Genomic DNA, 19,969 nt, shown 5'->3' on the forward strand with positions numbered 1-19,969 from the left:
CCACGGCGTCCATGTGAGATCACATGGACGCCGGTTTTCTTCCCTTCCCCGTTGGGAAACATTCCATGACCGCCTTTCCCATCGCCCTTCCCGACAGCGATCCGGTTCTGGCCAGCCGTCTGCATGCGCGTATCGACCGGTTCTGGCCGCCGGCCCTGGCCGCCTTCCGCCAGCTTTACGCCGGTCGGGACGATCTGGCCCGGTGGGAGGAACGGCTGGCCCGCCGCCTGCTGGACGCCGCGCTGTCGCGCCCGGCGGAATTGCAGGCACTGGACCATGTGCGGGAGCAAACGCCCGACTGGTTCCAGTCGCCGGACATGGTCGGCTATTGCACCTATATCGACCGGTTCGCGGGCACCATTCAGGGCGTGCGCGGCAAGTTGGATGCGTTGCAGCACCTGGGCGTGCGCTATTTCCATCCGCTGCCTTTGCTGAGGCCGCGCGACGGCGACAGCGATGGCGGCTTTGCCGTGGCCGATTTCCGGCAGGTCGACCCCAAACTGGGCAGCATCGACGATCTGCGTGAACTGGCGGCCGACCTGCGGGCGCGCGGCATCAGCCTGTGCCTGGACATTGTCTGCAACCACACGGCCGACAGCCATGAATGGGCCGTGAAGGCGCGGACCGGCGACCCGGCCTTCCGCGATTTCTACCATGTGGTGGCAACGACGGCGGAGGTTGCGGCGCTGGAGGCGCATCTGGGCCAGGTCTTCCCCCAGACGGCGCCTGGCAATTTCACCTTCGTGCCGGAAATGGGTGGCCATGTCTGGACCACCTTCTATCCGTTCCAGTGGGACCTGAACTACGCCAACCCGGCCGTGTTCATCGAAATGCTGGACGTTCTGTTCTATCTGGCCAATCAGGGGGCGGAAGTGTTCCGCCTGGACAGCGCGCCGTTCCTGTGGAAACAGCCCGGCACGGATTGCCGCGGTTTGCCACAAACCCATCTGGTCGTGCGGACCTGGCGGGCCTTGCTGTCCATCGCGGCCCCGGCCGTGGCGCTGAAGGCCGAAGCCATTGTCGGCTTGTCGGAAGTGCTGCCCTTCCTGGGCGATGCGGCGCAGCCGGAATGCCATCTGGCCTATAACAATACTGCCATGACGGCCCTGTGGGCGGCCCTGGCCACGGGCGACACGGGCCCGGTGGCCCGCTGCCTGCACGATGCGCTGGCCCGGCCGGCGGGGGCGGGGTGGCTGACCTATGTGCGCTGCCATGATGATATCATCTGGGGGGCGCTGAAAGGCGTCATCCCCGACAGGACCCTGGCCTGGATCTCCGACTTCTATGCCGGTGTCGTGCCGGGCAGTTTCGCCGATGGCAGGGCGTTCCAGGGGGAACCGGGGGCCGTGCGCTCCACCAACGGCATGGCGGCATCACTGGCCGGTGTGCGCGATGGCGCGGCGGATAACCAAGCCGCACTGGATCGCCTGCACCTGCTCTATGGCGTCACCTTCGCCCTGGACGGTATTCCCACCCTTTATATGGGGGACGAGCGGGCATTGACCAACGATCCCGATTATGCGTCGGAGCCCGACCATGATGATGGCCGCTGGCTGCACCGGCCGCGCATGGACTGGACCCGCGACGGGGGGCCGACCCTGGCCGCCCTGACGCGCTTTGCCGACCTGCGGCGCGGCCGGTCCTGTCTGCATGCCCGCAACCCGGCGCGGCCGCTGGAGGTTGATCTGTCGGGCCTGCTGGCCTTTGAACGCACGGACGGACGGGAACGGCTGGTCTGTCTGGGCAATTTCACTGGCGGCGTGATGCGCGCGGACCTGTCGGCTGTGCTTGGCGCTGGCGCCTGGACCGACCTGCTGGAAGATGGCGTGATCGACCCGACGGGCGTTACAGTGCGGCCCTGGGGTCTGTGCTGGCTCTATCAGCGCTGAATGGGAAAGGGCAAAGCCATGCGCGTCGCCGGTATCGAACTGGGTGGAACCAAGGTTGTCGTGGCGGCCGGCAGCGGACCGGATGATCTCAGCTCGACCATCCGCATCCCCACCACCGATCCCGCCACCACCATGGCGGCCATCATCGATGCCCTGACCGGGCTGGGCCCGTTTGATGCCATCGGTATGGCCAGCTTCGGCCCCGTCTGCCTGGACCCCACCGATCCCGGCGGCCTGCGCATCACCAACACGCCCAAGCCGGGCTGGTCGCAGACCAAGTTGGCGCAGCCGCTGGCTGACCGTTTTGGTGTGCCTGTGGCGCTGGATACGGATGTGAACGGCGCTGCCATGGGGGAGGGGCGGTGGGGCGCCGCGCGCGGCCTGTCCGACTTTGCCTATATCACCGTCGGCACGGGCATTGGCGTCGGGCTGGTGGTCAATGGCCGGCCCGTGCATGGCGCCCTGCATCCGGAGGCTGGCCATCTGTTGGTCCGCCGCGACCCGACCCGCGACCCCTATAAAGGCCATTGCCCCTTCCATGGCGACTGCCTGGAAGGGCTGGCCTGTGGTCCCGCCATCGCCGACCGGGTGGGCCAACCGGCCGAATCCCTGGCCGACGATCATCCCGTCTGGGATCTGGTCGGCGATTATGTCGGACAGCTCTGCGTCAGCCTGTGCCTGGTCACGGCTCCGCGCCGCATCGTGCTGGGTGGTGGGGTGGGGCAGCGGCCGGGCGTGCGCGCCGGAGCGGATGCCGCCCTGCGCCGGCATCTGGCGGGCTATATCCCCCTGCCGCCGCCGGGGGATTTCATCGTGGAACCGGGGCTGGGTGGCCTGTCGGGCGTGCTGGGCGCCGTGGCCTTGGGGCTGGACGCGCGCTGACCGGCACCGATAGGGTGAGAGCCGGTCGCTTTCCTTTCCGCAGGGCCCCCCGATGCCTGATGCCGCCACCCTGGTCGCCTTCGTTACCACCTCCGTCATCCTGGCCTTCATTCCCGGGCCGGACAATCTATTCGTCCTGACCCAGTCGGCGCTGCGCGGCTGGCGGGTGGGGGTGGCGGTGACCCTGGGCCTTTGTACGGGGCTGATCGTGCATACGACGGCCGTCGCCCTTGGGATTGCCGTCCTGTTCCAGCAGTCGGAAACGGCCTTCACCATTCTGAAACTGGCGGGGGCGGCGTACCTGCTCTATCTGGCCTATGGCGCGCTGCGCGCCGGCCCGGCATCGGCACAGGCGGCGGAAGGGCAGGCCCAGCCCTATCTGCGCCTCTACCTGCGCGGCATCGTCATGAATGTGACCAATCCTAAGGTCGCCATCTTCTTCCTGGCCTTCTTCCCGCAATTCATCACCGCCGATGGCGGCCCCGTGGGGGCACAGGTGGCGCTGCTGGGCCTGCTGTTCATCCTGTCCGCCCTGTCGGTCTTTACCGGCATTGCGCTGGCCGCCGGCTTCCTTTCACGCCGGTTGTTGGCGTCCGACAGGGCGCAGCGCTGGCTGAACCGGGTGGCCGGCCTGCTGTTCATCGCCCTGGCGGCGAAGCTGGCCCTGGCGCAGCGTTGACCTTCTCATGCCGCCGGTTCCATTCCCGGATGGCTTCATCCGACAGCGGCTTTGATCCATCGGCCATTTCCCGGCGATAGGCATCGTCGGTGATCGGCCGCAGGGCCTGCATCTGCCTTTGCAGGTCCAGCACCGCCTGAAGCTGTGCCGCCGTCGGTCCTTGGGACCGGCGGGCGGCCAACAGGGTGCGGTCGCCGAAGAAGAAGGTGACGACGGCCCCCAGCACGATCCACATCTCGTCGGGGATCAGGGACCAGGCCTGGGCGGCCGCGGCAAAGCCCGTGGGATCGGCCGATGCCCAGACGAACAGCCCGATAACCCCCAGCGCCATGGCCGGCCGGGGCAGCCGGTTCAGCCCATCGATGAAACTATCCCACCAGGTCCGGCCCTGACGGTCGGCAAATTCAGCGCCGAACTGCTGAAATCGGGCCAGCGCCTCGCCATGGCGGCTCTGCTCCTCCTGTACCTTGTCGCCGGTAAAGGGCGTCACCGCCCCCGCCAGCGCCTGCACCCCGCCGCCCAGCAGGCCGGCAATCAGCTTGTCCAACATGCCTCACCCCCTTTCCATCGCCCCAACGCATACAGGGCCCGGCGATCAAGCCGGGCCCTGTATGCGGACAGAATCGTTCATGGAGAAAGGAGAGGGTAGGTGATCCCCACGATGACTTCAAGGAATATTTACCTACAATTGGTCATATTCACCGGCAACAGATGGGCCCTCTGCGATCAGGGCGTTCCATTGCCCTATCTTCCGGCCCATCTGGCTTTGCAGATCCTCCTGCACCGGCTGGCCCAACGCCAGCAGCGCAAAAGTCGCCAGCCAATGTTCGCCCATATAATCGCCGGCCACATGCGGCAGGCTGGCGGCCAGATGCCGGTCGGCGGCATCCAGGGCCAGGGCGCGGGCGGGGTCGGGCAAAGTGCCGGCGATGCCGCGCCAGCACCAGGCGCGTGACAGGTTCAGCCCGTCCAGATGCGCGATCTTGCCATCGCTGCGGTCGCTGGGCAGGGCGGGGGTGAAGAGCACGGCCGGCTCCCCCACCGCCAGCCGGGGCAGGAAACCCGCCAGCCAGCGGGCATAATCACCCGCCGGCAGCACATGGCGCATCAGTTCGGCCACGATCAGCGTGGGTGACAGGAAATCATCCTGCGACGGTTCCCAGGCCTGGGCATCGCGGTCACCCCCATGCCAGGCCAACGCCTTTTCCCCGATCAGGCTGGCCAGCCCCGCATCCCCCAGCTGGCGCGCATACTCCAAAGCCAGGGTCAGGGCGAAGGCGGTATTGCCATGGGTGCCGGCCCGCACCGGATATGTGGCCAGCGGCAGGAAAGCCCGGAGCCGGTCGGCAAAATCGCGTGCCAGCGGGGCCAGCGCCGCCGCCCAGCGTTGCCCGTCCGCATCCCCCTGCCGGTCCAGTTCCGCCGCCAGGGCCAGCAGCCAGGCCCAGCCATAGGGCCGTTCAAACCCGCGCGACAGCGGCCGGGCCAGATAGGCCCGTTCCCCCGCCACCTTGTCATCGCACAGATATTCATCGAACAGGGCCCGGATATCCCCTGCCGCCGCAAGGTCGGGGAACAGCCGCCGCAGCCGGGCCAGCAGCCAATAGCCATGCACACAGGAATGCCAGTCGAAACTGCCGAAAAAGATCGGGTGCAGGTCGCGCGGTCCCAACACGTCCGCTGGCGCCGACAGCACATGGTCCAGCTTGTTGGGATATTCCCGCGTGACATGGCCCAGCGCCAGAGTTGCGAACTTCTCCGCCAGCGTCCGATCCAGCATGATCCGATCCTTCTTGCCCTTCGCCCTCTTACCGCCGTCGCCTACGACCCGGCAAGCGGTCCCTTGCAGGCCCCCGCGATTGGTCCCAGAACCTGCGGTCATCGGCCGTAACCTGACATGAACGACAAGAAGGGGGGATCGGGCGATGACAGACGACAGCGGTAAATCCAGTGTGATCACGATCCTGCTGGCCGGCCTGGCCGGGGCGTCGGTCGATGGGCTTTATGCCAGCCTGTCGGGCATGGTGCGCGGTGTGCCCGTGATGCGCGTCTGGCAGGGCGTGGCCGGTGGCTGGCTGGGACCAGCCGCCAAGGATGGCGGCATGGCCACGGCCGCCCTGGGACTGGCCACCCATGTTACGGTAGCCACACTGATGGCCGCCTTCTATTTGCTGGTTTTCACCCGCCCGGCCCTTGTTCGCCGTCACCGCTGGCCATCGGCCCTGGCATATGGGCTGGGACTCTATGTCGTCATGTATCTGGTGGTCCTGCCCCTGCGCTGGCCGGATATTTTTCCGCGCTGGGACGATGCAAGATCGGTGGCCGACATCCTGGCCCATGTCGGCGTGGCCCTGGCCATTGCCTGGGTCGGATGGCGGCGATCGGAATGACGGGCGTCATTCAATGCGCATATGGCTGTCCGCCTGCCCGCGGGTCCAATAGCCGGCGGCTTTGATCCAGGCCGGGTTCAGCCCGCGTTCCAGCAGGGCGGCGCGGATCTGACGCGCCTGTTCCGCCTCGCACGCCACCCAGGCGCTGATATCGCCACCGGGCAGGGTCAGGGCGGACAGCGCCGTCTGCAACGCCGGCACCGCTGCCGGCCCGCCACCATAGACCCAATGGATTTCGGCATCGGCACGGGTTTCGAAGGACAATCGATCTTCCGGTCCCGTCACCTGCGCCAGCACGGTGATGCGTGTGCCGGCTGCTGCCTCCCGCAGGCGCCGGCCAATGGCGGGCAGGGCCGTGTCATCGCCAATCAGCAAATAGGCGTCAAAGGCGCTGGATGGCACCTGCGACCCGCGTGGCCCGCCAATATGCAGGATGTCGCCGGGTCTGGCCTCCAAGGCCCAACGCGTGGCCGGTCCCATATCCCCGTCCTGCCCGTGCAGGGCGAATTCCAGCACGATCAGGCCCGCCTTTGTGTCAAACCAGACGGGCGTGTAATCGCGCATGATCGGCCGCGGCGCATCGGCCGGCGGTTCCCGCCCGAAATCGGGCAGGGTCAGAATGCCCGTCACCGGATCGGGCAGGAACAGCTTCACATGATCGTCAAACCCCAGCGAGCGGAAGTCCGACAGATCGCCCGTCAACTCGATGCGCAGCATATGCGGACTGAGCGCGACCTTGTGCGTGACGCGCAGTTCCCGACGCTTGGGCTCAAAACGCACCCGCAGGGGCGCGCGGCTGCTTTCCGATATATCGGGTGCCATGGTCACGACCTTTCGATCTTGCGGGCCAGCTCGTCGATCCAGTCGACGATATTCTCGATCTCACCCTTGGACAGGGGGCGCATGCCGCGGGTGCGCAGGGCGCCCTTCAGATTGTCCATGGCCCGGAACAGCGGGGCGAAGTCGGTGCCGCGGTCCCGCCCGCCACCACCATCGCCCATCATCGCCAGCAGCCTTTCCACCTCGTCCGCCTGTTCGGCCAGATAGGTGCGGCCGGCCTCGGTGATGCTGGCCAGCTTGCGGCTGTCCTCGCCCACGGCGATGCTGATGAAACCGCCATCTTCCAGCCAGCTCAACGCCGGATAGATCACGCCGGGGGAGGGGGCATAGCGTCCGCCCGACCGTTCCTCGATGGCCTTGATCAGTTCATAGCCATGGGCCGGCTTCTCTGCGATCAGTGACAGCAGCACCAGCCGCAGGCCCCCATGACCGAAACCGCCGCGTCCACCCCGGCCGCCGCCGCCATGGCCGAAACCGTGCCCATGCCGCCCATGGCCGAACCCCCAGCCATCACGGCCTCCGCCACCCCACATCAGGCGGCGGCCAAACAAAAAGCCTTTCATGATCCAAGCTCCATATCGATCAGTAACGCGATATATCGGATATAAGTCGGCGTCGGGGATTTGTCCAGCCCTGATCCAGCCCAAATCCGATATATCTGGAATATTCGCTTCGGTCCGTGCACCAGGGTGATCCGGGCCTGTCATCCCGACCTTCCGTTGCAATCCCCGCTGGCATATGTTCGCGCAAACATGTAGGAGGGCCGATGATCACCGAACGCCGGCGGCGACGGGGGAAGACCTTGATGGATGACATTGAGTACGCCTTGATGAATAAGGCGGACGCCACGATGTGGTGGTACCAATGCCTGCATGAACTGACCTTGCTTTGCCTCGCCCGTCATCTGGCCACGGATGCGCCTTTCATTCTGGATGCGGGCTGCGGGACAGGGGGGCTTATGCTCCGGTTGCAGCAGGCCTGGCCCCGGGCGACGATCTGCGGGATCGATCTGTCGGAAACCGCCTGTCGGTGGACCCGGGCCAAGACGGTTGCCGCTACGGCCACCGCGCGTGTGGACTGCCTGCCCTTCAGAGATGCCGGCATGGATCTGGTCCTGTCCACCGACGTGCTGAGCATTGCTGGTGTGGACGAGGCAGCGGCGATGGCTGAAGCGCATCGGTGCCTGAAAAAGGGCGGCCTTTATCTGGTGAACTATCCCGCCTATGCCTGGTTGACAGCCGATCATGACCGGCAGGTGGCGAACGCCCGGCGCACGACCGCCGGGGAGTTGCGCCAACGGCTGTGCGACGCGGGTTTCAGGCCGGTCTTCGTCACCTACTGGAACATGGTACTGTTTCCCCTGATGGTGGCCCGGCGAAAGCTGTGGCGGGGCAGTGATACCTCCGATGTCGGGCGTTTCTCCGGTCTCGGCAATCAGCTTCTGGCCTCCCTGTGCGGGCTGGAGCGTCTTGTGCTTGGTCGCAACATCCCTCTGCCCTTTGGCGGGTCCGTTCTGGCGCTGGCGGTCAAATCATGACATCAGCGATGGACAAGCCGGCCTGCGCCCTCAGCATCGTGATCCCGGTCTTTAATGGGGCACAGACCGTGGGCACCCTGGTCACGGCCCTGTCGGGCCTGACCATTGCCGGCGGGCATGAAATCATCCTGGTGGATGATGGCAGCGCCGATAACAGCCGGCAGGTCTGCACACAGCTGGCCGAAGCGGCGTCCCGTGTGCCCGTCACCTTTGCCCAGCTGTCCCGCAATTTCGGCGAACATCATGCCGTCATGGCGGGGCTGGGTCTGGCCAGGGGCGATTTCATCATCACCATGGATGATGATCTGCAGAACCCGCCGGAAGAGGTGCCGCGCCTTTATGCCTTCGCGCGCGATGGCGGACATGACGTGGTCTACACCTACTATGCGCGCAAGCGGCACAGCCTGTTCCGCAACCTGGGCAGCGCCTTTGCCAATCATACCGCAGCACTGCTGCTCAACCTGCCGCCCGGCCTGTACCTGTCCAGCTTCCGGTGCCTGTCCGCCTTCGCCGCGCGGGAGGTGTGCCGCTATGTCGGACCCTTTCCCCATGTCGACGGGCTGGTGCTGCAGGTGACGCGGTCCATCGGCCGGCTGGAGGTGGCGCATCTGCCCCGCCAGGAAGGGCACAGCAATTACACCCTGCGGCGGCTGATCCGCCTGTGGCTGAACATTGCCCTGAATTTCTCCACCGTGCCCCTGCGTCTCAGCGGGTTGCTGGGGATCGTCGCGGCGGGGGGCGGCACCCTTCTGGGGGGCGTCCTGCTGGTCCGCCACCTGCTGCAGGATATGCCCGTCACGGCCGGCGCCGGCCTGCTGTCGGCCCTGTTGCTGGTGTCGGGCGTCATCCTGCTGATGATCGCGGTGCTGGGTGAATATGTCGGCCGGACCTTCCAGACCGTCAGTGCCCGCCCGCAATATGCCATCCGCGCCGTGACCGACCGCCGGGCCGATCAGGATGATCGGGGGACGGCAGGGGGTGCGCCATGACCCTGGCGGAACTGATACAAAGCCCGCCCCGCGTCATCGTGGGTGCGGGCCTTGCCCTGATCGCCGTGATTTTGTCCGCCCGACTGTCGGCACGCCCGCTGGCACAGCGATGGGCGCAGGCGGCCAGCCTGTTGATTGCCGCCGTCACGGCCGGGGCGATCATCCTGCGGCTGGTCGAATATGGCGTGGTTCTGCGATATGGTCCGCTGGACCCGTGGAACGAATCCATCGCCGCCATTGCGGCGGCCTGGCTGCGGGGACAGCCGCTCTACCCCTTGCCCAGCGACGGTCTTTATTACGGCTTGCTCTATGGGCCGTTGATCTATCGTATCCTGGCCGCCATGCAGGACCTGGGGGGCATCGGCACCTGGGCGACGGCCGTGCCGGGCATCCTGGCCGAGATGGCGGCCCTGTTTGTGACCGCATATGCGATCCGGCGTTCAGCGGCCGGTACGGCGGCCTTGTGGTTCGCCATGGCCTGGATGGTCGGGCTGGTGCTGCTGACATATCCCAGTGTCGGGTTCCGCACCGATCCCTTCCTGCTGCTGCTGGCCAGCCTGTCCCTGGCCGCCGTCACCGGGCCGGCCGGTGTCCGGCGCACGCTGGCGCTGGGCCTTTGTGCCGGCCTTGCCACCGCGTTGAAGCCGACGGGCGCGCTTTATATCGGCCCCGCCCTGCTGGCAGCACTGCCCCTGCACAGTCCGGGCGCCGCCTTCCGCTTCATCTTATGGGCCGGGGCCAGTGGTCTGGCCGGCGCCTTGCTGCCCTTCATCGCCACCGGGGCGACGCCGGGGGATTATCTGGCCTATCTGGCCGCGGTGAAGCCTTGGGCCTTCTATATCAGGAGCTTTGTGTCGAACCTTGTCGTGTCGACACTGCTGCTGTTTCCCACGCTGCTGCTGCCGTCGGCCGAACGCCGGGCGCACGCGGCGATGATCCTGGGTCTGGCCCTGTGTCTGCTGGTGGCCAGCGCGCTGGGCGCCTTGGAGGGGGCCTTTGTCTGGCATCTTACGCCCCTGCTTCCCTATGCCATCCTGCTGCTGGCCCGTGCGGTGGATGCCCGGCCGGGCTGGTCGCCGCGTGCCGTGGGGCAGTCCCTGGCCCTTCTGCTGGTGATGGCGACGGGCGCGCACCATGCCGTGCGGGAGATGGCCGACATTCTGGGCAGTGCGCCGCGGGATGTGGCGCTGCGCCGGTCCATTCAGGATTTCATGCAGGCACATCCGGGCGCTGCCATCGCCATCTCACCGGCGGACAGCCGATTGAACCGGCAGATCACCTGGTTGACCGGCCAGGGCGTGCCCCTGATCCTGACCTATAACGCCTGGATCGATCTGGGCAAGCCGGAGGCCATCCAGCATTTCATCGATCTTTATCTTACCCGGTGCGACGGCCGCTACTGGCTGACAAAGAGCAAGGCGCCGTTTGCGCCAGACGCCCATACGCCGGCCAGCGTGCAGGCGGCCTTTCTGGCCTTGTATCGTCCAAGGCCCCTGGCAGACAGGTTGCAGGTCTGGTCCTGTGACGGCGATACCACCGGCCGGCAGGACGCCCCGCAGCAGCCATCCCCACCCTGACAACCCATCCATGGCGGCGGTTGACGGGCCCCGTCCGGATCAGGGAAACGGGACCCAGGCGTCGGCCAGGGTCGTGGCGACATGATCGACCTCTGCGTCGGTCATGTCGGGGAACAAGGGCAGGGTCAGGATCTGTCCCGCCGCCTGTTCCGTGACCGGCAGGCTGACGGCAGCGGCCGGCAGCGACCGCAGCACCGGCTGCCGATGGTCGGGCACCGGATAATGGATGGCCGTTTCGATCCCGGCCCGGGCCAGGGCTGCGGCCAGTCCGGCGCGGTCCGGCGTGCGGACCACACCCAGATGGGCGGCGTGATCCGGCCCGAACGGCAGTGTCCAGCCGGGGGCGGCACCGGCAATGGCAGCGCGATACCGTTCCAGAATGTGCCGCCGCCGGACATTCAGCGCATCCAGCGCCGGCAGGCGCAGGCACAGAATGGCCGCCTGGATCTCGTCCATCCGGCTGTTGCGGCCGCCGCTTTCGGCAACGACATATTTTTCGCGCCAGCCATATTGGCGCAAGGCGCGCAGCCGGACGGCCAGATCGGCATCGCTGGTCACCAGGGCGCCGGCGTCCCCCAGTGCCCCCAGATTCTTGGTGGGATAGAAGCTGAAACAGCCGATGGCGCCAAAGGCACCCGCGCGCCGGCCGCCACGGCTAGCGCCATGGGCCTGGGCGCAATCTTCAATGATAGGTATGGCGCGCGCGACATCGGCGATCCCGTCCATATCGGCCAGCCAGCCATAGAGATGGGTAACGATGATCGCGCGCGTCCGGGGTGACAGCGCCATGGACAGTGCCGCCGGTGACAGGGTCAGCGTCCGGGCATCGACATCGGCGAATATCGGCATGGCACCGACGGCCAGAATGGCGGTGCAGGCATAGAAGCCGGCATTGGCGGCGGTCACCACCTCGTCCCCGGGACCGATGCCCAGGCCCCGCAGGGCCAGTTCCAGCGCGTCGGTGCCATTGCCCACCCCAAGGCAATGGTCCCGGCCGCAATAGGCGGCGAAGGCCGCTTCGAACGCCGTCAGTTCGGGACCGGCCAGGAACCATCCCCGCGCGACCACGCGCCCCATCGCCGCGGTCAGGGCTTCCCCCTCGCGATGGCTGGACCGCTGCAAATCGTTCAAGGGCACGCGCATGGGCTTACAGATACCGCGGCAGGGCGTCACGGTAATAGTCAAGCGTTGCCGCCAGCCCGTCGGCAAGCGATATCAGCGGTGCCCACCCGGTGAATTGCCGGAACAGGCTGTCGTCGGTGTAGTAATGGCCGATATCGATGCGTTCCCGTTCGGGCGGGAAGGGACCGTTGACGATACCGCTGCGCCCGCCGCACAGACCGATGATCTGTTCAGCCAGTTCACCCATGCTGACAGGCGGGCAGCCCCCGACATTGAAGGTCCGGCCGGCCGCCGGCACGCGGGCCGCCCGCAGCAGGGCCCCGACCACATCATCGACATGGCAGAAATCGCGGCGCTGCTCTCCCCGCCACAACTCGATGGGCTGCCCCTGCAGCGCCTGACGGATCCAGAGACCCAGGAAATTCTGCCGCGCATCCTTGACCCGCATGCCGGGGCCATAGGTGTTGGTCATCCGCAGCACCCGCGTATCCAAGCCATGCGCAGCGTTGTAAAGGCCGTGATAGGCCTCCGCGGCAGCTTTGTGGACGCCATTGATGTCGATGGGCGCCAGCGGGTGCTGTTCATCCACGGGCACGCGCAGGGGCCGGCCATAGACCTGGCGGGTGCTGGCATAGATCACCGTCGCCCGCGGATTCAGGGTCCGGCAGGCCTCCAGCAGGTTGAGCGGCACGCGGCAATTGGCATCCAGGTCACCAAGGGGGGCCTCCATCGAGGCCAGGTGTCCGGTCTTTCCCGCCAGGTTGAAAACGAAGTCGCATCCAGGCAGGACCTGACGAAGCAATTCCGGATTGCCAGCGTCTCCAATATGGATATCGGCCCGGTCCTGCAGGGGGGCGATATGGTCCCGATGACCGCCGGTCTGCGGGTCGAGATTATCCACCACGACGACCGACGCCCCCAGGGAAAGCAGCCGGAAAGCCAGGCGGGAGCCAATGAAACCCAGGCCGCCCGCCACAAGAACCCGTGCCCCTGCCCAGGACAGTTCATCTTCCCGGAGATGTAGAGGCATATTTAACGATTCTTGCACAAAACAACCCTCGGCCCGACCAGCATCCCGTTGACGGTTGGGATACGCAAAGCCACGTATACCTGATTACGCCGCGGCGGTGGATACCCTAAAACAACCTTTGAAGGAAGAGGGGAACAGGGTGGTGCCGGCGGTTGCAAGTAAACAACAAGGCGTCGGAATGCGATCCATATCATTGTTTTGGAAAATAATGCTGTTCCCGGCTGACCCCACAGCGGCCCGCCCTGTCCGGAAATCCGCACGGGCGGGCCGGTTTCTGTCTGGATTTCCGGACAAATCCGCCCGGCTCCGGTGCCCAAGCCCTTGATCCATATGAAACGACCCCTCTGGCACGTCTCCTGCCTACAGGCATGCAACAGGGCGGGACGGGGCCGGGGGGCTCCCAACCCACCGATGGTCAACATCGAATTGGGAGAAGCGTCATGGCATCGATCGCCAGCAGCACCGCCCCGGCGGGCGGCAAGAAGTTTTACAAGAGCCTTTATGTGCAGGTGCTGGTCGCCATCGCCATCGGCGTGGCGCTGGGCCATTTCTATCCGTCCGTCGGCGAAAGCATGAAGCCGCTGGGCGATGCCTTCATCAAGCTGATCAAGATGCTGATCGCGCCCATCATCTTCTTCACCGTTGTCCACGGCATTGCCGGCATGGAGGATATGAAGAAGGTCGGCCGCGTCGGCCTGAAGGCGCTGATCTATTTCGAGGTGCTGACCACCGTCGCCCTGGTCCTGGGCCTGGTCATCGTCAATGTCTGGCAGCCTGGCCATGGCATGAATGTCGATGCCAGCGCGCTGGACACCAAGGCCATCGCCTCCTACGCCGCCAAGGCCAAGGAACAGGGGATCGTCGATTTCCTGCTGCACATCATCCCCGCCACCGTTGTCGGCGCCTTTGCCGAAGGGGAGATCCTGCAGGTGCTGTTCATCGCCGTGCTGTTCGCCTTCGGCCTGCACAGCCTGGGTGACCGCGGCCGGCCGCTGCTGCACCTGATCGACCAGGCCTCGGGCGTGTTCTTCCGCATCGTCGCCATCCTGATGAAGGCCGCCCCCATCGGTGCCTTCGGCGCCATGGCCTTCACCATCGGCAAATATGGCGTGGGCACGCTCTTGTCGCTGGGCGAGCTGATGGCCGCCTTCTATGCCACCTGCCTGCTGTTCATCTTCGGCGTGCTGGGTGTCGTTGCCCGTCTGACCGGCTTCTCCATCACCCGCTTCGTCTCCTACATCCGCGAAGAACTGCTGATCGTGCTCGGCACCTCCTCGTCGGAAAGCGCGCTGCCGCGCCTGATGGGCAAGCTGAACAAGCTGGGCGTGGAAAAGTCGGTGGTGGGTCTGGTCGTGCCCACGGGTTACTCCTTCAACCTGGATGGCACCTGCATCTATCTGACCATGGCCGCCATCTTCCTGGCCCAGGCGACGAATACCGACCTGTCCATCTGGCAGGAACTGTCGATCCTGGCCGTGCTGCTGCTGACGTCGAAGGGTGCGGCGGGCGTCACGGGCTCGGGCTTCATCGTGCTGGCCGCCACCCTGGCCACGGTCGGCCATATCCCCGTCGCCTCCATCGCCCTGATCCTGGGTGTCGACCGCTTCATGTCCGAAGCCCGCGCGCTGACCAACCTGATCGGCAATGGCGTGGCCACCCTGGTCGTTGCCAAGTGGGAAGGCGCGCTGGACATGGACAAGCTGACGGCCGAACTGGCCAACCCCAGCGTGGACGAGGTCGAGGCCCCGCGCCCCGTCCTGGCCGCGGCGGAGTAAAGTCAAGCCCCGGGGAGTGTACACTCCCCGGGGCTTGGTACAGCGGCGACGGCCGCCGCGTGCCACATGGATGAAAATAAAATGTCTCTCCACATTGTCTGACGCCATCAAGGCGGTGATTTACCTCAAAAGTTACTCAACATCGTCAAGTATGCGCGTTACATTATCCGTTTCAAGTTCGTAGCAATATATCGGCTCTCCACCTAACATTTCCGTAGTAAAGGCGAGCTGAACGCACCGTTCCGTTTTGAATGACATAATGACTGGCGCTCTGTACTCCATCGCCTGTGGATCATCGTGGCTCTTTTCCTTCCATCGCTTGATCGCATCCTCCACGATCCCGCGATTGTAATTACTGATCGGTAAATACATTCCCTGGCAGGCTGTCTCTTGGGGTGGACCCAACGCATTCGAGTTGGCGGCCATAACCCCTGTAGAGGCCGTAGAGGTTGTCAAGGCGGCCGTCAGGAACAACAAGGTCTTTATCATTGTGACTTCCCCGTGCCCGCGTCTGATGTGCTGGTGGATCCCGCACACGTAATTTTAAACACCTTATCCATCGGCGGCCACAATCATCCCGTTGATGTCGGCGCCGATGATCGGTTTCGATCACCGGAATACAACTTAAACCCGCTTCCGTCCCGCCGCCACGTCGCCTATCCTGCCGCCCATGATCCCCCCATCCTCCATGCGCGGCAGCGGTCGCAGGGCGAAGGCCATCCTGATCGGATCGGCCTTCGCCCTGCTGGCTTTTCTGCTGGCCTGGATGGGGGGTGAGCTGGCCGCCGGCATCGCCCGGCAATCCCTGCTGGATCAGGCGGGGCCGCGCCGCGCGCTGTACATTGCCGGCCTGCGCAGCGAGTTGACCCGGCACGAAACCACGCCCGCCATCCTGGCCCTGTCGCGCACCCTGCGCACGGCCCTGCAAAGCCCGGATGATCCGGCCGCCATCGCCGCCGCCAATGTCTATATGGAACAGATCGCGGCGCGCACGGGGGCGGCGGCGCTTTATCTGCTGGACCCGGCGGGCACCACCCTGGCCGCCAGCAACTGGCGCCAGACCGACAGTTTCGTGGGCCGCAATTTCGCCTATCGCCCCTATTTCCGCGACGCGCTGGCGTCGGGTGCCGGCCGTTTCTACGGCATCGGCACCACCAGCCGCGAACCCGGCCATTATTTCGCCCGCGCGCTGGAAGAGGGCGGCCTGACCCTGGGCATCAGCGTCGTCAAGGTGTCGCTGGCGCCGGTGGAGAAATCCTGGGCCGGGCTGGCCGACCGTATCCTGGTCGTGGATGGCAATGGCGTGGTCATCCTGTCATCGATGCCGGACTGGACCTTCCGCACTTTGTCGCCCCTGTCGGCGGCGGAGAAGGTGCGCCTGGCCGATACGCGCCAGTATGAAGGGGTGGAACTGCGCGACCTGGACTGGCGACCCGGCCCCGATGGCACCGTGTCGGTGGCCGGCGCCCGCGACCTTTATTTCGCCACGGCCAGCCCGGTGGAAGGCACGCCCTGGCGCTTCTACCTGCTGTCCAGCCTGAACGGTGTCGATCTGGCCCGCACGATCGGCCGTACGGGCGGGGTGGGGCTGGCGGCCTTGCTGGCCCTGGCCTGGCTCTATTGGCGGCAACGCCGCCGCACGCGGCTGGCCTGGAGGCGCTCGTCAGAGGCGCTGGAGCGGGAGGTGGCGGCGCGCACGGCCGAACTGGTGGCCGCCAACCAGGATCTCAGCCGCGCCCAGGATGGGCTGGTGCAGGCCGCCAAGCTGGCGGCCCTGGGCCAGCTGTCGGCCGGCATCACCCATGAACTGAACCAGCCGCTGGCAGCGCTGCGCACCCTGTCGGACAATGCTGCCGCCTTTCTGGCGCGGGGCAAGCTGGACCGGGTGGGGGAGAACCTGACCCACATTGCCGGCCTGACCGAGCGCATGGCCCGGATCACGGGGCAATTGCGCACCTTTGCCCGCCGGTCGGACAACCGGGCCGAATGCGTATCCCTGGCCCGCGCCATCGACAATGCCCTGACCCTGCTGGCGGAGAAGATACGGCGCACGGGGGCGGAAATGGCGGTCGACCTGCAGCCGGACCTGACTGTGCAATGCGACGGGCTGCGCCTGGAACAGGTGCTGGTCAACCTGATCGGCAATGCCCTGGACGCCGTGGCAGGGGCGGAGCAGCGGCAGATCGCCGTCACCGGACAGAGCGACGGGGGGCAGGTGCGGCTGACCATCGCCGATACCGGCCCCGGCATCGCACCCGACCATATGGCGCATCTGTTCGAACCGTTCTTCACCACCAAGGAGCCAGGCTTCGGCCTGGGTCTGGGGCTTGTGATTTCGGCCGGCATCATCCGCGACCATCAGGGCAGCCTGACCGCCGCCAACGGCCCGCAAGGCGGTGCCATCTTCACCATCGACCTGCCCGCCGGGGAGCCGACATGACAGAGCAAATGCCGCGTATCCTGCTGGTGGAGGATGACGACGCCGTGCGGCTGGGCGTGGAACAGGCGCTGGAACTGGCCGATCTGCCCGTCACCAGCTTTCCCGCCGCCGAGCCGGCCCTGGCGGCGCTGCGCCGCGACGGGGCGGATGTGCTGGTCAGCGATATCCGCCTGCCCGGCATGGACGGGCTGTCGCTGATGCGGGCAAGCCTGGAACTGGATGCGGGGCTGCCCGTGGTGCTGATGACGGGACATGGCGACATTGCCATGGCTGTGGGCGCCATGCGTGACGGCGCCTATGATTTCATTGAAAAGCCGTTCGCGTCGGACCGGCTGGTCGCCACCGTCACCCGCGCCCTGGAGAAAAGGCGCCTGACGGCGGAGGTGGGGGCGCTGCGCCACGCGCTGACCCAGCAGGACGGGCTGGATGCCGCCCTGCTGGGCCGGTCATCCGCCATGGTCGCGGTCAAGCGGCTGATCCGGCAGGTGGCGGATACCGGTGCCGATGTGCTGATCCTGGGGGAGACGGGCAGCGGCAAGGAAATGGTGGCCCGCGCCCTGCACCAGTTCTCCAACCGTGCCACCAAGCCCTTCGTTGCCATCAATTGTGGGGCCATCCCCGACAGCATGGTGGAAAGCGAGCTGTTCGGGCACGAGGCCGGGGCCTTTACCGGGGCGGCCAAGACCCGCATCGGCAAGCTGGAATTCGCCAATGGCGGTACCGTCTTCCTGGACGAGATCGAAAGCATGCCGCTGTCGGCGCAGGTGAAGCTGCTGCGCGTGCTGCAGGACCGGCGCGTGGAACGGTTGGGGGCTAACCGGTCCATCCAGCTGGACATCCGGTTCGTGGCCGCCACGAAGGAAGATCTGGGCGCGCTGGCCAAACAGGGACGGTTCCGGGAGGATCTTTATTTCCGCCTGAATGTCGTGCCCCTGACCCTGCCGCCGCTGCGCAACCGGCGCGACGACATCCCCCTGCTGCTGGACCATTTCCTGCTGACCGCCGCTGACCGGCTGGGCCGCCCGCCCGTCACCATTCCGCCGGCCGACCGTCAGGCCCTGCTGTCGCACAATTGGCCCGGCAATGTCCGCGAACTGCGCAATGTCGCCGACCGCGCGGCGCTGGGCCTGCCGGCCATGCTGACGGGCGCGCCGGTGGAAGGCGGGCTGGCTGCGCAGGTGGACGCGTTCGAACGGCAGCTGATCACCACAGCCCTGCGTGACAGCCGCGGCGACGTGCCGGCGGCGGCTGACCTGCTGTCCGTGCCGCGAAAGACGCTTTACGACAAGCTGAAACGTTTCGGTATCGAAATAGAGGCGTTTCGTTGAGGTGAGATGTTCCGGAGGCGGTATGAGGGATATAGCCCAAAGATGGATCGTTCGTCCTCCCAGCCTCTCTACCGTCACCCCGGCGAAGGCCGGGGTCCAGCGTGAGGCGCGGTCAGCGCCGATATGAGTCTCATCGCGGCAGACGCCTACCCCGTCACCCCGGCCTTCGCCGGGGTGACGGGGTAGGCGCATCTCAGGCGTTTACGGCGTACCGGCCCCCGCAATCTTCCCGTCCACCAGGGCAAAGAAATCCGCCGCGGTGCAGATGGTACGGTCGGCACCCTTGGCGCAGCCGGGCAAGTCCATATAGGTGACGACCGCCGGCTCCGCCTTCAGGTCCAGCGGGCGCAGGTCGCGCAGCTGATCCATGGTCTGGGCCCGGTAGAAGGCGCGGATATGGCGCTGGCCTGCCTTGTCGCGCAGCAGCTCAAAGCCGATGCCGCCGCCGGGCGGGGTGTCATCGGCCGGATAACTGTCGATGCGCCAATGCAGGTCCAGCATGCCGGCAATATCGGCGATGTTGGTGTCGTGGCCCGCCATCAGGAACAGCTTGGCCGGGCCATCCTTCAGGGCGCCCGCGATCTGGCGCATGATGGGGCCGGCCGCCCGGTCGGCGATATAGGACGCACGGTTTTCATATTTGAACTTCACGGGGTGGAAACGCAGCATCGCCTCGATATCCGCCCGGCTGATGCGGCCCCAGGCCACCTCTTCCATCGGCTTGCCTTCCAGATATTCCAGCAGGAAGGTCTGGCTGGTGGTGGACGCCAGCGCGAAGGCACCGCCGGCATCGGGACGCCCTTCTTCCTCGTCCGTTTCCAGCTTGGTCGGCAGGTCGGTGATCTTGCAGCCGGCTGGCAGCTTCTTCTTGGTACACCATTCCGGGCTTTGGGAGCCGAGCGCGCGCTGCAGGATGTCGAATTCCGCCTTGTACTGCGCGATTTCGGCCTGCAGCCCGCCCGGCGGCAGCCGCGCGGCCGATGCCGCCGTCGCCTTGGCCGGGTCCAGCTTCGCCCCGTCATGGGTCAGGGGGTGGAAGACGCTATCCTCCTCATCGCCCTGCGGGTGCTTCACCGCGATGGGACAGCCGGGCGCGAAACCGTCCAGCAGGCTTTTGGCCGTGCGGATGGCGCGTTCCTTGGCGCTGGCCTGGGCAGCGACCTGATCCGGCGCGGGGCAGCCCTCGGCCGGCAGCAGGCCGCGCGCGGCAAAGAATTGCCGGTCGAACCGGCCCAGCAGCGTGGCCCCCTGCGCACCGCGATCGGTCAGATTGCCGTAAGGCACGGACCAGGCGGGCCAGGGCCGGTCGGCCAGACCGGCGGCCGGTTCCTTGGTGGGGGGCCGGATACCGTGGCGCATGAACATCGCCACCTTTTCCAGCACCAGCCCCGGCGGCTGGGCCGGCATTTCGCCGGCACCCGCCGTCGTCGACGCCAGCAGGACCAGCGCCACGCCCATCATCTTGCGCATTTGCATCCCCCATGCGGACCG

18 protein-coding genes are annotated in these 19,969 nt (G+C 66.3%); 10 read left to right on the forward strand and 8 right to left on the reverse strand.

Annotated elements, in window-relative coordinates; translation table 11 throughout:
• Positions 1 to 65: 65 nt before the first annotated feature.
• From ACODTW_RS15735 to ACODTW_RS15745, 3 genes are read left to right on the forward strand one after another with little or no spacing between them, the layout of a single operon-like run.
• Positions 66 to 1,889, forward strand: coding sequence for an alpha-amylase family glycosyl hydrolase (locus tag ACODTW_RS15735; protein WP_488947001.1), 1,824 nt, complete (start codon positions 66 to 68; stop codon positions 1,887 to 1,889).
• An 18-nt stretch (positions 1,890 to 1,907) separates the two neighbouring features.
• Positions 1,908 to 2,771 carry an ROK family protein gene (locus ACODTW_RS15740; protein WP_488947002.1) on the forward strand — a complete coding sequence of 288 codons (864 nt, stop codon included), beginning with the start codon at positions 1,908 to 1,910 and terminating at the stop codon, positions 2,769 to 2,771.
• A gap of 52 nt (positions 2,772 to 2,823) precedes the next feature.
• Entirely contained in the window at positions 2,824 to 3,450 is a 627-nt protein-coding gene (locus ACODTW_RS15745; protein ID WP_488947003.1) for a LysE family translocator, read from the forward strand.
• On the opposite strand, the gene ACODTW_RS15750 is transcribed toward ACODTW_RS15745, so the two are convergent.
• Positions 3,410 to 4,000 (reverse strand): 3TM-type holin, encoded by a 591-nt coding sequence (locus tag ACODTW_RS15750; protein WP_488947004.1) that lies wholly within the window; start codon positions 3,998 to 4,000, stop codon positions 3,410 to 3,412. The genes ACODTW_RS15745 and ACODTW_RS15750 overlap by 41 nt on opposite strands.
• Positions 4,001 to 4,132: 132 nt before the next feature.
• Positions 4,133 to 5,230, reverse strand: a complete 1,098-nt coding sequence (locus tag ACODTW_RS15755) for a DUF2891 domain-containing protein (RefSeq protein ID WP_488947005.1) — start codon at positions 5,228 to 5,230, stop codon at positions 4,133 to 4,135.
• A gap of 145 nt (positions 5,231 to 5,375) precedes the next feature.
• Here ACODTW_RS15755 and ACODTW_RS15760 point away from each other — a divergent pair, with 145 nt between their 5' ends.
• Positions 5,376 to 5,840, forward strand: a complete 465-nt coding sequence (locus ACODTW_RS15760; RefSeq protein ID WP_488947006.1) for a hypothetical protein — start codon at positions 5,376 to 5,378, stop codon at positions 5,838 to 5,840.
• A gap of 6 nt (positions 5,841 to 5,846) precedes the next feature.
• Here the strand turns inward: ACODTW_RS15760 and ACODTW_RS15765 are convergent, their stop codons facing one another.
• Both ACODTW_RS15765 and ACODTW_RS15770 read right to left on the reverse strand, forming a co-directional pair.
• Complete coding sequence (locus ACODTW_RS15765; RefSeq protein ID WP_488947007.1) at positions 5,847 to 6,662, reverse strand: siderophore-interacting protein; 816 nt, start codon at positions 6,660 to 6,662, stop codon at positions 5,847 to 5,849.
• Positions 6,663 to 6,664: 2 nt separating this feature from the next.
• Entirely contained in the window at positions 6,665 to 7,243 is a 579-nt protein-coding gene (locus ACODTW_RS15770; protein WP_488947008.1) for a PadR family transcriptional regulator, read from the reverse strand.
• Between the two features lie 242 nt (positions 7,244 to 7,485).
• Here ACODTW_RS15770 and ACODTW_RS15775 point away from each other — a divergent pair, with 242 nt between their 5' ends.
• The 3 genes from ACODTW_RS15775 to ACODTW_RS15785 are packed head-to-tail and all read left to right on the forward strand — an operon-like array spanning position 7,486 to position 10,783.
• Positions 7,486 to 8,217 (forward strand): class I SAM-dependent methyltransferase, encoded by a 732-nt coding sequence (locus tag ACODTW_RS15775; RefSeq protein ID WP_488947009.1) that lies wholly within the window; start codon positions 7,486 to 7,488, stop codon positions 8,215 to 8,217.
• Complete coding sequence (locus ACODTW_RS15780; RefSeq protein ID WP_488947010.1) at positions 8,214 to 9,206, forward strand: glycosyltransferase family 2 protein; 993 nt, start codon at positions 8,214 to 8,216, stop codon at positions 9,204 to 9,206. The genes ACODTW_RS15775 and ACODTW_RS15780 overlap by 4 nt, the downstream gene beginning before the upstream one ends.
• The gene (locus tag ACODTW_RS15785; protein ID WP_488947011.1) at positions 9,203 to 10,783 is read left to right on the forward strand and encodes a hypothetical protein; all 1,581 of its coding nucleotides are present in this window, start codon (positions 9,203 to 9,205) and stop codon (positions 10,781 to 10,783) included. The genes ACODTW_RS15780 and ACODTW_RS15785 overlap by 4 nt, the downstream gene beginning before the upstream one ends.
• 39 nt (positions 10,784 to 10,822) lie before the next feature.
• On the opposite strand, the gene ACODTW_RS15790 is transcribed toward ACODTW_RS15785, so the two are convergent.
• The gene (locus ACODTW_RS15790; protein ID WP_488947012.1) at positions 10,823 to 11,926 is read right to left on the reverse strand and encodes a DegT/DnrJ/EryC1/StrS family aminotransferase; all 1,104 of its coding nucleotides are present in this window, start codon (positions 11,924 to 11,926) and stop codon (positions 10,823 to 10,825) included.
• A gap of 4 nt (positions 11,927 to 11,930) precedes the next feature.
• Positions 11,931 to 12,935: an NAD-dependent epimerase/dehydratase family protein gene (locus ACODTW_RS15795; protein WP_488947013.1), complete on the reverse strand. Its 1,005-nt coding sequence runs from the start codon at positions 12,933 to 12,935 to the stop codon at positions 11,931 to 11,933.
• Positions 12,936 to 13,375: 440 nt separating this feature from the next.
• On the opposite strand from ACODTW_RS15795, the gene ACODTW_RS15800 reads away from it, so the two are divergent.
• Positions 13,376 to 14,710 (forward strand): dicarboxylate/amino acid:cation symporter, encoded by a 1,335-nt coding sequence (locus tag ACODTW_RS15800; RefSeq protein ID WP_488947014.1) that lies wholly within the window; start codon positions 13,376 to 13,378, stop codon positions 14,708 to 14,710.
• Between the two features lie 132 nt (positions 14,711 to 14,842).
• Here ACODTW_RS15800 and ACODTW_RS15805 read toward each other — a convergent pair whose 3' ends face one another.
• Positions 14,843 to 15,199, reverse strand: a complete 357-nt coding sequence (locus ACODTW_RS15805) for a hypothetical protein (RefSeq protein WP_488947015.1) — start codon at positions 15,197 to 15,199, stop codon at positions 14,843 to 14,845.
• A 181-nt stretch (positions 15,200 to 15,380) separates the two neighbouring features.
• Between ACODTW_RS15805 and ACODTW_RS15810 the strand changes: the two genes are divergently transcribed.
• Positions 15,381 to 17,150 (forward strand): sensor histidine kinase, encoded by a 1,770-nt coding sequence (locus tag ACODTW_RS15810; protein WP_488947016.1) that lies wholly within the window; start codon positions 15,381 to 15,383, stop codon positions 17,148 to 17,150.
• Positions 17,147 to 18,478: a sigma-54-dependent transcriptional regulator gene (locus tag ACODTW_RS15815; RefSeq protein ID WP_488947017.1), complete on the forward strand. Its 1,332-nt coding sequence runs from the start codon at positions 17,147 to 17,149 to the stop codon at positions 18,476 to 18,478. Before ACODTW_RS15810 ends, ACODTW_RS15815 begins: the two co-directional genes overlap by 4 nt.
• Positions 18,479 to 18,679: 201 nt before the next feature.
• Here ACODTW_RS15815 and ACODTW_RS15820 read toward each other — a convergent pair whose 3' ends face one another.
• Positions 18,680 to 19,948 (reverse strand): histidine-type phosphatase, encoded by a 1,269-nt coding sequence (locus ACODTW_RS15820; RefSeq protein ID WP_488947018.1) that lies wholly within the window; start codon positions 19,946 to 19,948, stop codon positions 18,680 to 18,682.
• Positions 19,949 to 19,969 lie beyond the last annotated feature (21 nt).

It is taken from the genome of Niveispirillum sp. FG148, from assembly GCF_057809655.1.